The following is a 12,680-nucleotide window of genomic DNA, read 5'->3' as shown; positions in this document are numbered from 1 at the left end:
CGATGCCAGCCCCTCACGACCGGTCCAATGTTCAGGAAATGGGTGGTCAAACGCAATTAATGAGGCATTTTTCCAGACAATACCCCATTTAACAGCTATGATTACCCCGTTTAGACAGCCTTTGCTTACATTTCCATGCGCTCGCTCACACCCGAGTACCTTGCCGCGCTTCGTTTCGATGGCATCCAGGCGGCCACGCTGCGAACGTTAGGTGAGTACCAGGGTAAGCAGCAACTCTACGCCTCGCAGTCGTCCGAAGCCCTCAAGGGCCTGCGCCAGATCGCGGTGGTGGAGTCCACCGAGTCATCCAATCGGCTGGAAGGTGCTGTCGTAGCGCCCTCGCGGCTGAAGTCTCTGGTCATCCGCAACGCAACACCAAAAAGCCGCTCCGAAAAGGAGATCGCCGGCTACCGTGATGCCCTGCCGCTGATCCACGAGTCCGCTGCACACATGCCCTTCAGCGAAAGCGTGGTGCTGCAACTGCACACCCTGCTGTACCGCTATATGCCTCAGGCGGGCGGGCGCTGGAAGGCTACCAACAACGACATCATCGAACGCCATCCTGACGGCACGTCGCGTTTGCGCTTCCAGCCAGTTGCTGCGCACCTCACGCCCATGGCCATGACCGATCTGACCGGGCGCTACGCCACCGCGCTGGATCAGCACCTGGCCGACCCGCTGGTGCTTGTGCCACTGGCGATGCTCGACTTCCTGTGCATCAATCCTTTCCCGGACGGCAACGGTCGCATGTCCCGCTTGTTGACCCTGCTGCTGCTCTACCACTTCGATTACGCAGTGGGTCGCTACATCAGTCTGGAACGCATCTTCGAGGACACCAAGGAAGGCTATTTCGAGACGCTGGAAGCCAGTTCTCAGGGCTGGCACCAGGGGCAGCACGACGTAAAGCCCTGGCTCGATTACTTCTGGGGTGCCTTGCTACGGGCCTACCGTGAGTTCGAGGAGCGTGTCGGCACCATTGAGCGTGGCCGTGGCAGCAAGGGCGACCGGGTGCGGACGGAAGTTCTGGGGCGCACCCTGCCGTTCGCGATTTCCGAGATTGAAGAGACCTGCCCGGGCGTGAGCCGGGACATGGTACGGCTGGTATTGCGAGCGATGAAGTCAGAGGGACTGATCGAATCGACCGGCAAGGGGCGCGGAGCAAAGTGGCTCCGCATCAATCAAGGCGGTGAGAAATGAAGACTAGAAAAAGTATTTTCAGCATCGACATCCGCGACGATCACACTTGCGGCAACGTGCCCGCGTTCCAGAACGAGGAAATGGCAGCAGGTAGCCAACGCTTCCGCATCGCCAGGGAGGCTAGGCATGTCTAAATCCGAGGCACAGACACGAGCCGACTTGATTGACCAGCAACTCGCGTTATCAGGCTGGAACGTCAAAGACCCCACCCAGGTTGTCGAGGAATTCGACATCCTCACTGCCTTGCCAGTGGGCGTGGCCGAGCCGCGCACGCCCTACGAGGGCCACCAGTTCAGCGACTACGTCCTGCTCGGCAAGGACCGCAAACCCCTGGCAGTGATCGAGGCCAAGAAGACCAGCCGCGATGCTGCCATTGGCCGCGAGCAGGCCAAGCAATATTGCTACAACATCCAGACTCAGCTGGGTGGTGAGCTGCCATTCTGCTTCTACACCAACGGCCACGAGCTCCATTTCTGGGATCTGGAGAACGCGCCGCCGCGCAAGGTGGTTGGTTTTCCCACCCGCGACGATCTCGAACGCTTCGCCTACATCCGTCGCAATCGCAAGCCGCTGACGCAGGAATTCATCAACACTTCGATTGCCGGACGTGATTACCAGATTCGCGCGATACGCTCGGTGCTCGAAGGCATCGAAAAGAAGAAGCGCGATTTCCTGCTGGTGATGGCCACCGGCACCGGCAAGACCCGTACCTGCATCGCCATGGTCGATGCCTTGATGCGGGCTGGCCATGCAGAAAAAGTGCTGTTCCTCGTCGACCGTATAGCGTTGCGTGAACAGGCACTGGCCGCCTTCAAGGAGCACATGCCCAACGAGCCGCGCTGGCCCAATGTGGGTGAAAAGCTGATCGCGACGGATCGTCGTGTGTATGTTGCCACCTACCCGACGATGCTCAACATTATCCGGGACGAGGCACAGCACCTGTCGCCGCACTTCTTCGATTTCATCGTCGTCGATGAAAGCCATCGCTCCATCTACAACACCTTTGGCGAAGTGCTGGGCTACTTCAAGACCATCACGCTGGGCCTCACGGCCACGCCGACCGACATCATCGACCACAACACCTTCCAGCTTTTTCATTGCGAAGATGGCATTCCCACGTTTGCCTACACCTATGAAGAAGCCGTGAACAACGTGCCGCCCTACCTCTGCAACTTCCAGGTCATGAAGATTCAGACCAAGTTCCAGATGGAGGGCATCAGCAAGCGCACCATTTCGCTGGAAGACCAGAAGAAGCTGATCCTCCAGGGCAAGGAAGTTGAAGACATCAACTTCGAGGGCACTCAGCTTGAAAAGCAGGTGATCAATAAGGGCACCAACACCCTGATCGTCCGCGAGTTCATGGAAGAGGCCATCAAGGACGCCAACGGTGTGCTGCCTGGCAAGACTATCTTCTTTTGCGCCACCAAGGCCCACGCCCGGCGCATGGAAGAAATCTTCGACAAGCTCTACCCGCAACACCACGGTGAGCTGGCCAAGGTGCTGGTGTCAGACGATCCGCGCGTCTACGGCAAAGGTGGCCTGCTCGATCAGTTCACCAACAACGACATGCCTCGCATTGCCATCAGCGTGGACATGCTCGATACCGGCATCGACGTGCGTGAAATCGTCAACCTCGTGTTCGCCAAGCCGGTCTACTCCTACACCAAGTTCTGGCAGATGGTCGGGCGCGGCACACGCCTGCTGGAAACCAGCAAGCCCAAGCCCTGGTGCCTTGAGAAGGATGTGTTCCTGATCCTCGACTGCTGGGACAACTTCGAATACTTCAAGCTCAACCCCAAGGGCAAAGAGCTTAAACCACAGTTGTCGCTCCCGGTGCGGCTGGTGGGCCTGCGCCTCGACAAGATCGAAAAGGCCAATGACGGCGGCCATGCCGACATCGCCACGCGTGAAGTCGCCAAGCTCCGCCTGCAGATTGCCGCGCTACCCAAAGAGTCGGTGGTGATCAAGGAAGCCGCCGCCGCGCTGGCGCGGCTGGACGATGACAACTTCTGGATCAGCCTGAGCCACGACCGGCTGGAGTTCCTCCGTGCTGACATCAAGCCGCTGTTCCGCACTGTGTCCGAGGCCGACTTCAAAGCCATGCGCTTCGAGCGCGACCTGCTGGAGTACTCGCTGGCCGTTTTGAGTGACGAAAAGGAACAAGCCGACACCCTCAAAGAAGGCATCGTCGAGCAGATCGGCGAATTGCCACTCTCGGTCGGCTTCGTCAAGCAGGAAGAGGCCCTGATCCGCGCCGCGCAAACCAGTCACTACTGGGCCAAGGCGGATGAAGACGCCTTCGACGAGCTGATCGCCAAGCTCGGCCCGCTGATGAAATTCCGCGAGCAATCCAGCGGCCAGGAGCAAACCCACCTCGATCTGGCCGATGAACTGCACAAGAAGGAATGGGTGGAGTTCGGCCCACAGCACGAGGCGGTCAGCATCACCCGCTACCGCGAAATGGTGGAAAACCTGATTGCCGAACTCACCGCGCACAACCCGGTGCTGCAGAAGATTAAGAATGGCGAGGCAGTGAGTGGTGAAGAGGCCAACGAACTGGCGGAACTGCTGCACGAAGAACATCCGCACATCACCGAAGACCTGCTGCGTCAGGTCTACAAGAACCGCAAGGCGCGCTTCATCCAGTTCATCCGCCACATCCTGGGTATTGAAGTGCTCAGGAGCTTCCCAGACGAGGTCAGCGCCGCCTTCGACCAATTCATTCGGGCCCACGCCACTCTCAGCAGCCGGCAGATGGAATTCCTCAATCTGCTGAAGGGTTTCATCATCGAGCGCGAAAAGGTGGAGAAGAAGGACCTGATCAATGCCCCCTTCACAGTCATCCATCCACAAGGCATCCGTGGCGTGTTCAGCCCACCAGAAATCAACGCGATCCTGCAACTGACCGAACGGTTGGCAGCCTAAATAGCAGAGCACACCATGCTTCAAAATAATCCCGAACTCAAAAGCAAGATCGACCAGCTCTGGAACAAGTTCTGGAGCGGCGGCATCAGCAACCCGCTCACCGCCATCGAGCAGATCACCTACCTGCTGTTCATGAAGCGGCTGGACGAACTGGATCAAAAGAGACAGGCCGATGCCGAGTGGACCGGCGAGAGATACATCTCCAAGTTTGAAGGCTCCTGGATTCCACCCGAGGAGCGCAACTGGCCTGTGGCGGAACAGCGTCCCATCGACAAACGCACGCTACGCTGGAATGAGTTTAAGCGCATGCAAGCCGAAGAGATGCTGCAGCACGTGCAGGGCAAAGTGTTCCCTTTTCTCAAGGACCTGAACGGTGCCGAATCCAACTTCACCCACCATATGAAGAACGCGGTCTTCGTCATCCCCAAGCCCGCCCTGCTGGTCGAAGCGGTGAAGACCATCGACGAAATCTTTGAGGTGATGGAGAAGGACTCACGGGAAAACGGCCAGGCCTTTCAGGACATCCAGGGCGATGTCTATGAAATGTTGCTGGCAGAAATCGCTACCGCTGGCAAGAATGGCCAGTTCCGTACCCCGCGCCACATCATCAAGCTGATGGCCGAACTGGTGCAGCCCCAACTGGGTCACAAGATCGCCGACCCGGCGTGCGGTACTGGTGGCTTCCTGCTGGGGGCTTATCAGTACATCGTTACACAGTTGGCTATTAACGCCGGTGCCAAGAACCTCAATCCCGATGAAGACGGTTTTATCCGCACCTCAGTCGCTGCAACATTCGATGAAAAGCGTCAATTCGTCCTGCAAGAAAGCCTGTACGGCTACGATATCGATGCCACCATGGTCCGCCTGGGGTTAATGAATCTGATGATGCACGGCATTGACGAGCCGCGCATCGACTACAAGGACACCCTTAGCAAGAGCTACACCGAGGAGGCCGAATACGACATCGTGCTGGCCAACCCGCCCTTCACCGGCAGCATCGATAAGGGTGATATCAACGACAACCTTCAACTGGCCACGACCAAGACCGAGCTGCTGTTTGTTGAGAACATCTATCGCCTTCTCAAGAAGGGCGGCACTGCATGCGTGATCGTGCCGCAGGGCGTTCTGTTCGGCTCTGGCGGGGCATTCAGGACGCTGCGTCAGTTGCTGGTGGAGCGCTGCGACCTCAAGGCCGTCGTCACCCTGCCCAGCGGGGTGTTCAAACCCTATGCCGGGGTCAGCACCGCCATTCTGCTGTTCACCAAGGTCTGGGGGGCGAAGGACAAGTTTGCCAAACCCGCTACCGAACATGTCTGGTTCTACGAAATGGCCACCGATGGCTATTCGCTGGACGACAAGCGCAGCAAGCAGGAAGGCTTTGGCGACCTGCAAGACATCATCGACCAATTCCACGCCCGCGACGCGGCGACCGACACCATCCGCACCGCCAAGTGCTTCATGGTGCCGCGCAGCGAGATTGCCGACGAGAAGAACAACTATGACCTCTCGCTCTCCCGCTACAAGCAGGATGTTTTCGAGGAAGTTAACTACGACGCGCCGGGCGTGATTCTGGATCGGTTGATTCTGGCGGAGGTGGGCGATGTCGATGAAGCGGAACTCGCCAAGGTGCAGAGCGGTATCGTGCGCGAGCTGCTGGACTTGAAGGGGATGGTGGGATGAGGCAGGAAAGGCTGTCCAAGCTTTTGGATATCTCCATTGGCAGAACACCGTCGAGAAACGAGCCGAGCTATTGGGGCAAGGGGCATCGCTGGGTTTCAATTCGCGATTTGGACGCGAAAGTCGTTACAGAGACAAAAGAGCAAATCACGGATCGAGCTGTCACACACGCCCGCTGTAAAGTCGTCAAGAAGGGGACTTTGCTTTTCAGCTTCAAACTAACCATCGGCAAGATGGCATTTGCTGGTTGTGATCTCTTCACAAACGAAGCGATTGCAGCCTTTGCAATCAAAGATGAGAAAGAGCTGCGCCCCGAATTTCTTTACTACGCATTGCAGTCGGCAACCTATGGCGGTTCAAACCAAGCCGTGATGGGCAAGACACTCAATTCAAAATCACTGGCCGAAATTGAGATACCGGTCCCGCCGCTTGACGACCAAATCCGCATTGCCCATCTGCTCAGCAAAGTGGAAGGGCTGATCGCCCAATACAAGCAGCACCTGCAACAACTCGACGACCTGCTCAAGAGTGTGTTTCTGGAGACGTTTGGCGACCCCGTGCGGAATGAGAGGGGGTGGAAGATCGGCTCCCTTGGTTCATATGGCTCGTTCAAGAATGGCCTTAACTTCGGCAAGGGCGAGAGTGGCGTGACTGTTCGCTATCTGGGCGTGGGCGATTTCAAATCCAAGGCGGCGTTAGATGATTTTGATAGCCTCGGATTCATTGAACTCAATGAACCGCCTGCAGAGGACTATTTCCTCCATGACGGCGATCTCCTCTTTGTTCGATCCAATGGAAACAGGGAGCTTGTAGGCCGCTGCATGGCGGTGTATCCCGGGAAGGAGCGAGCGACTTACAGTGGCTTTTGCATTCGGTACCGCATTACTGATGTTTCTCTGCTCGCAGTTTACGTGGCTCACCTTTTCCGCTCCGCAGTATTTCGCCGTGTTCTTTTTTACGGCGGGCAAGGGGCGAACATTCAGAATATCAATCAACAGATTCTTTCTGGCCTACCTATCCCAATTCCAGACGAAGCTCTGCAGAACCAGTTCGCCGCGATCGTCGAAAAGGTCGAAGCCCTCAAATCCCGCTACCGACAAAGCCTCACCGATCTCGAAGCCCTCTTCGGTGCCCTGAGCCAGCAGGCCTTCAAGGGTGAACTGGATTTGTCGCGGGTGGCCGTGCCTGCCGCCCCCATCAAAGGAGAAAGCCCGGTGGCTGCTGCCGGGCATGCGCCCGTCACCACGCAGGTGATTGCACTGCCCGAAACCGATTTACTGCTGCCCGCACTGAAAGACCGCACGCACCTTGCGCCGCTACTGCGTTTCTGGCTGGAGGCTTATCGCGCGCAGTTGGGCAGTGCGGCTTTCTCCCTCGAACGCTTCATCGCCGCCGCGCAAACCCGGCTGGGCAAACAGCACCCGGACCATGATTTCGCACTTAGTGCCGACGACTACGAAGCCATCAAGGCCTGGGTGTTCGATGAAATTAAAAATAGAAAGCTCAAACAAACTCGGGACATAATTTATATTGACGGCAGGCGGCAGTTCGGTAATCAGATATTGTTGCGTGCCAGGAGGCTTGCTCAGCAATGAAGTTGCTACGCCTGAAGATCACTGATCCAATCGGTTTTCGCAGCCTGGCCTGTGGCTTCGAGCATCACTTCCGAACCGAATGGAACTTGCAAAATGAGCTGGCGCAAGCGAATAATTTTGGGCCCTTCGTCTGCGCCGGGCCCAATGGCAGCGGCAAGTCCAACTTGCTCGAAGTGCTGGCGGCGATTTTCTATCATATGGAGTGCATTTATCTAGAAAATCTTCCCGATAGTTTTCGCTACGATGAAGAGCACAGTCCCAATGGCTTTAGAGGAAGCAAAGGCCTGCCTGATGGCTTCGATATTGAGTATCTAACAGAACCACAAGAATATTTTAAAGTAAGAGGCCACGGCAATAAAGCAAGGGTTCTCATCCAAAAGGTGCCCGGCGAATCGCCAAAATGGTGGCTGCTAAATGATGCAGATTCTGATAAGCCCATCGAGATAAAGCTGGGACGCACTGATTTGCGTCGCTTGCTGCCCGATTTTGTGTTGAGTTATTCCTCTGGCGAAAACGAAATCCTCAGCCTGCCCTTCTTCAAGATGCGCTTCGTGCAGTTCGACGAGTACTGGAATGCATTAACTCGGCAACTGAGTTACCCCGGCCACCCGGAGACACGGCTGGTCTACTTGGACAGCGGATTCAGCCAGGCCATCCTACTGTGCAACCTGCTGTTTCAGGACGAGGCCGCACTGCAGCCATTCCGCGAGGATGTGGGTATCGATGCATTACGGGAATTTCGCATAGTTTTACGCCGCAGCATCGAGTTGCGGTCGGACCAATTGGTCGCCCTCGCCAGCGAGGACGAAAACGCGCCCCAGTCGCTGGAGAATATTGTCAAAAACAATCCAGCCCTATATGCCGAAACTGATGAACTGGGCAACACGCGATATCGACTAAATTTGCTACACGCGTTAGAAGCAAATGAAAAACTTCAACAGGAATTGAAATCGGAGCAAAACTCGTCGGTGGCGCAATATCAGAATTTTGATCCTGCGATTACGCGACTTAAACGATGCGCAACGCTAGTTTATGAAGATGAGAGCGCCGACACGCTGGTGCTCGACTACTGGGTGAATGAGGCAACCCGGCAGGCATTCCGCGAGAACTTCGATGGTTCGGCACTGGCGCTGTTCCAGGCATTTCAAGTACTGTTGACGCTCAACCTGTATGCCGTCAGCGATGCTCTGAAGGCTGATCTCTACACCTCGACCAGCCACTACGTCAGCGAGACGGTGCCAACACTGGCATCCGACCAGCGCATCATGCGCTTCAAGTTCGTGCGCTTCACCAAGCAGGGGGTGGCCGAGCCGATGATGCTCAAGGAATTGTCGGACGGTGAGCATCAGTTGCTGCATAGCCTTGGCCTGTGCCTGCTGTTTCGGACGACTAACAGCCTGTTCCTTCTAGATGAGCCAGAAACGCACTTCAATCCCGACTGGCGCGCAAACTTCATCAGCCGCTTGCGCCAGTGCCTGTCGGGCCCGGGTGAATTCGTGCAGGAAATGCTGGTCACCACCCACACACCATTTCTGATCTCCGACAGCAAGCCGGACAAGGTGCTGGTGTTTGCCAAGGACAAAGCCAGCAGTAAGGTCAGTATCAGCCACCCGCCGTACAACACGCTGGGTGCTTCGATCAACAAAATCACACATGAAACTTTCGGTAAGCGCGAAACTATCGGAGGTGGGGCTCAACAAGTGCTGGAGCAACTACTGGCTGACCCTATATCGAAAGCCGACCCCCATGGCCTTGCTCGCAAGATTATGGATACCATGGGCGACTCTGTGGAACGCACGTTAGCCGTGCATGCCTTGCTACAGACGCCAAGAGCCGACAAGGAGCCGGGCTGATGTTATTTCCCTATAAACGGCCTCGTCACCCGATGCGGGCCATGCACGGTTTTGTCACTTATGTCTTTGCCAAGGTCTGGTGCCGTGCGCCAAATGAGGAATACAGCCTCGAACTGTTCAAGGGGTTGCCGCCCCTATATGCCATCATGGATGAATTACGTCGGGCGGATTTGGCTGGCACAGAGAAGGGAGCTGGAGCGTTCTTTTATCGCTACGTCAACCAAATATTCCAAGAGTTCAAACAGCTTAGTCCCGAGGACATCCAGTTTTATCGAAAAATGTTCAGGGACAACAATAATATCCAGGCGCTTTGCGAGGGAAAAAAGGAACCCAGCCGCTACATCGCGGGCACTCAGAATGCACTGATGAAAATGATAGAAGCCTTTTTCAGCAAGCTCTACAGCTGCGGATTCTTTGAGCTGGCAATAGTCAAGGAACACATTAGTGCCGGCTTGAAAGAGCACTACAAGGAATTTGCCTCTCTGAACGACATGCCTTGCTGCCCGTTTTGCGGCCTTTTGCCGATGGATTCCGAATATGACCCAACTCGGGAGGCTTATGATCATTATTTGCCCGCTAGCAAGTATCCATTTAATTCTGTGAATTTAAGAAATCTGGCACCTGCATGCTATAAATGCAACTCGCAAACTAAAGGTGCAAAAGACCCCCTGCAAGACGAAGCTGGGATCAAGAGAAAAGCTTTTTATCCATATGCCGCTGACGGCTATCAAATCCAAGTGTCCGTGCATTTCAAATCAGCTGCTCAGTTCCCGGAAAAGGAGCAGAATATTCGCATTTCTCTAAAATGCGCAGGGTACGATGAGGAAATCGAAACCTGGGATCGGCTTTACAAAATACGCGAGCGTTATACGGCCAAATGCTTGTCTTCTTCCGGTGCGAAATACTGGCTGCAGCGTATACTCGATGAAAATAAAAATTACCAGCAGTTTTCTCAGGATGCTTTAAATAAAGAGCTGGAACAATGTGAGAGCTTTCCTTGGCATGAGAGCAATTTTCTTAAAGGCGCCTTTTTCGCCACCTGCCGACAGGTCGGTATGGTTTGATGGCTTATTCGCTCGCTGACAAGCGGGCGGCTGATTCTAGAGTCGCGAGGTTGGATACAGTGGCAGGTCCGGCAAAGTAAACCTTAACTTCCCAGATATATCGCCGTCACCTTGACTCGCCCGTGCCCAAGTTCGCGACTGATTTGCTGCCGACATGTTGGTCGGTAAGGCGTTGTGATAGGTCGAGTTGTGCCGTGCCAGCACCGCCTGTTGCCGGTGACCTCCACCCCGTCAATGTTTCATATCGCATCTGTGCATACCGATGCCGCAGCCCATGCATGTGGCTTGGACCTGCCGCCTTGCACTGTCCATCGTAGACGCCCGCTGCTGGGTGAAGGTCTTGTCTCCCGGGATCAGTGACCCTGTGCCCGCCAGGCGGTGCACTGCGTGGAGCACGTCGCGTTGCTCGGCGGTGGTGATGGGCACAATGCGTTCACGCCCGCCGTTCCTCCACGATCCTTTGAGGGCAATGTGGTCACCCCGATCCGCATAACTGGGCTGGAACTTGATCGCTTCCTCTCGGCGCAATCCGAAGGAGGCTTGTATCTGAAGGCTCATGCGCACGTGGGGATCGGTGACTCGCTCAAGGTTCACGCCCAGCTCACGGGCCGTGTTGATGTTGGTCACATAGCGGCGCTCGGCCATGCCGAGTTGCGTGTTGTCCGCCGGCAGGATGCCGGCCTTGCCGATCTTCTCGGCCCACCAGCGCAAGTGAGAGAGCCGATTCTTGATGGTTCCGGACGACAAGCCTTCTTCCTGCCAGCGATCCAGCAGCGCCTGGGCATGCTTGCCCTTGAGTGACGACGCCTTCATCTGCCGGAAACGGCCTCGCGCAGTTGCCGCGCGGCCAGCGACAGCGAACGCATCCGGTCGGCCCGTGTGTTGTGACTGCCGTCACGGTTGCGTTGGCAAAGCTGCCGCAGGGTATAGGTCAAGTCGTCCATCTTCCGGCCTCCAAGCAAAGCGCCGTGATGCGTTGTCCTGAAAATCAATGATTAGTGTTGGTGCCAACTCGCTGAGGCGAGATCCCGTGAGGGCAAGGGCATAGTGTTCAGGAGACACCAGAGCCTCGGATGAGGCGTCCGTCTTGCTCCCTGTTGTAAGCCCGGACGGAGGTACAACGAGACTAAAGTTATGCGAACGTGGACGAGTCCTCCTATGACGTGAGTGAGATTAGAAATGCAGCGGGAGCCCTGTGCGTTGCACACAAGGAATTGCTGCAAAAGACTGCGCGCCAGGTGGCGTGATAGGGATGAGTTCAAACAGACGAAGAGGGCTCCGCCCTTGGGTAGGGCCGGTATGCGGTCGGAGCCTGGGCATACCGGGGTGGTTCCGCCCTGACGGGCCAGCGCTTGCAGGAATCTGCGCTGTTGGGGTTGCCGATGTATGAGGCCCATCGGTCTTGGCAACTGCCCGGTCAGTGTAGGGCGGCCATCATCATGTCTGCCGCACGCAATAGGAGTCGGCATGCGCCCGCATTGTTGCTGGCGTGGGCGAGGTCGTCACTGCGCCGCGCAGTGACGACCCATCTCGCGGCAGCATTTGCTAAGCAGAATGCGGCTGCCATCCCCTGGCCTGCATTGCCTGTGCTGCGATGTCCCCAGCGTTCGTCGCGGGGCATTCAACATCTCGCGGATGTTGGCGATGTGCGCCAGGGCGGTTTCACGCGATGCCGGTGGCGCAGTCGGTTCTGGGCGGTGTTCGGTGCGTGGCACCCCAGCAGGCCGATTTGCGGCAGCCTGTGGTGCGGCAGATGTCTCCTTACGACCTGCCCACAAGCGGAACTCGCCCGCAAAGACGCGCTTCACCAAGGCGAAGAAGTAGGCCACGACATTGCGCACGGTGCCGCTTTGGCTGCGTGCCTGCAACTCGTCGAGTACTTCCTGGCGATGCGGTGGCGGCAGCCGCCGCAAGGCGGCCTGCACGTCCCTTTGCTGATCTGCCTGGGCATTGCTCAGGCAGGGCGGCAAGCTCACCGACTGCGATGCCGGATCGCCGTCACCTTCGCGCGCGCGGTACGTACGTTCTTTTCTATACATATACGTCTTATACATACTGCCCTGCTCAGCCGTCATGTGGCGAGCGTGTCCGGTCTGTTGCGGAACAAGCGTGCTGCCAGCGGAATCGCCAGACAATGGCAGTGGGTCGGCTGCCTCGCTTGAACGCAACTGCCCAAGGCTCGCCAGCGGGCTGATGCCCTCGGCAGAGCGCAGCATGCGCAGCACCTGCCAGCCATTGCGCTCCAGCGGCGTGAGGCGAGCATCGAGCATGAGCGAGGCGGGCGTGGTGAACAGGATGTCTTGCCCCAGCGGGTTGGGGCCGGTGTGGTGGTCTGCCATGAGAGTTCTCCAAGGTATGGCCACGGCGGC

At 56.7% G+C, this 12,680-nt stretch carries 7 protein-coding genes and 1 pseudogene; 6 read left to right on the top strand and 2 right to left on the bottom strand.

Annotation, left to right across the window (positions count from 1 at the left end):
• Nucleotides 1-135 precede the first annotated feature (135 nt).
• The 6 genes from AC6CIE_RS19540 to AC6CIE_RS19515 all read left to right on the top strand — a co-directional run bounded on the left by AC6CIE_RS19540 (nucleotide 136) and on the right by AC6CIE_RS19515 (nucleotide 10,311).
• Nucleotides 136-1,197 carry a Fic family protein gene (locus AC6CIE_RS19540; protein WP_498093457.1) on the top strand — a complete coding sequence of 354 codons (1,062 nt, stop codon included), beginning with the start codon at nucleotides 136-138 and terminating at the stop codon, nucleotides 1,195-1,197.
• A gap of 126 nt (nucleotides 1,198-1,323) precedes the next feature.
• Nucleotides 1,324-4,122 carry a type I restriction endonuclease subunit R gene (locus tag AC6CIE_RS19535; RefSeq protein WP_498093455.1) on the top strand — a complete coding sequence of 933 codons (2,799 nt, stop codon included), beginning with the start codon at nucleotides 1,324-1,326 and terminating at the stop codon, nucleotides 4,120-4,122.
• Nucleotides 4,123-4,137: 15 nt separating this feature from the next.
• On the top strand, nucleotides 4,138-5,802 hold the full coding sequence (locus AC6CIE_RS19530) for a type I restriction-modification system subunit M (protein WP_498093453.1): 1,665 nt from the start codon (nucleotides 4,138-4,140) through the stop codon (nucleotides 5,800-5,802).
• Complete coding sequence (locus AC6CIE_RS19525) at nucleotides 5,799-7,394, top strand: restriction endonuclease subunit S (RefSeq protein WP_498093451.1); 1,596 nt, start codon at nucleotides 5,799-5,801, stop codon at nucleotides 7,392-7,394. The genes AC6CIE_RS19530 and AC6CIE_RS19525 overlap by 4 nt, the downstream gene beginning before the upstream one ends.
• Entirely contained in the window at nucleotides 7,391-9,247 is a 1,857-nt protein-coding gene (locus AC6CIE_RS19520) for a restriction system-associated AAA family ATPase (RefSeq protein WP_498093449.1), read from the top strand. The genes AC6CIE_RS19525 and AC6CIE_RS19520 overlap by 4 nt, the downstream gene beginning before the upstream one ends.
• Nucleotides 9,247-10,311 carry a hypothetical protein gene (locus AC6CIE_RS19515; protein WP_498093447.1) on the top strand — a complete coding sequence of 355 codons (1,065 nt, stop codon included), beginning with the start codon at nucleotides 9,247-9,249 and terminating at the stop codon, nucleotides 10,309-10,311. The genes AC6CIE_RS19520 and AC6CIE_RS19515 overlap by 1 nt, the downstream gene beginning before the upstream one ends.
• A gap of 83 nt (nucleotides 10,312-10,394) precedes the next feature.
• Here AC6CIE_RS19515 and AC6CIE_RS19510 read toward each other — a convergent pair.
• Nucleotides 10,395-11,255: pseudogene (locus AC6CIE_RS19510) on the bottom strand (phage integrase N-terminal domain-containing protein).
• Between the two features lie 558 nt (nucleotides 11,256-11,813).
• Nucleotides 11,814-12,650, bottom strand: coding sequence for a hypothetical protein (locus AC6CIE_RS19505; RefSeq protein ID WP_498093445.1), 837 nt, complete (start codon nucleotides 12,648-12,650; stop codon nucleotides 11,814-11,816).
• Nucleotides 12,651-12,680 lie beyond the last annotated feature (30 nt).

Source organism: Achromobacter sp. GQ309, from assembly GCF_059759315.1.
The sequence above is the reverse complement of the archived record's forward strand: the minus strand, read 5'-3'. Positions and strand labels throughout refer to the sequence as shown.

Bases quoted from the DNA above. Each gene is read 5' to 3' on its own strand.
- AC6CIE_RS19540 (WP_498093457.1), top strand. From the start codon at position 136: ATGCGCTCGCTCACACCCGAGTACCTTGCCGCGCTTCGTTTCGATGGC.
- AC6CIE_RS19535 (WP_498093455.1), top strand. From the start codon at position 1,324: ATGTCTAAATCCGAGGCACAGACACGAGCCGACTTGATTGACCAGCAA.
- AC6CIE_RS19530 (WP_498093453.1), top strand. From the start codon at position 4,138: ATGCTTCAAAATAATCCCGAACTCAAAAGCAAGATCGACCAGCTCTGG.
- AC6CIE_RS19525 (WP_498093451.1), top strand. From the start codon at position 5,799: ATGAGGCAGGAAAGGCTGTCCAAGCTTTTGGATATCTCCATTGGCAGA.
- AC6CIE_RS19520 (WP_498093449.1), top strand. From the start codon at position 7,391: ATGAAGTTGCTACGCCTGAAGATCACTGATCCAATCGGTTTTCGCAGC.
- AC6CIE_RS19515 (WP_498093447.1), top strand. From the start codon at position 9,247: ATGTTATTTCCCTATAAACGGCCTCGTCACCCGATGCGGGCCATGCAC.
- AC6CIE_RS19505 (WP_498093445.1), bottom strand. From the start codon at position 12,650: ATGGCAGACCACCACACCGGCCCCAACCCGCTGGGGCAAGACATCCTG.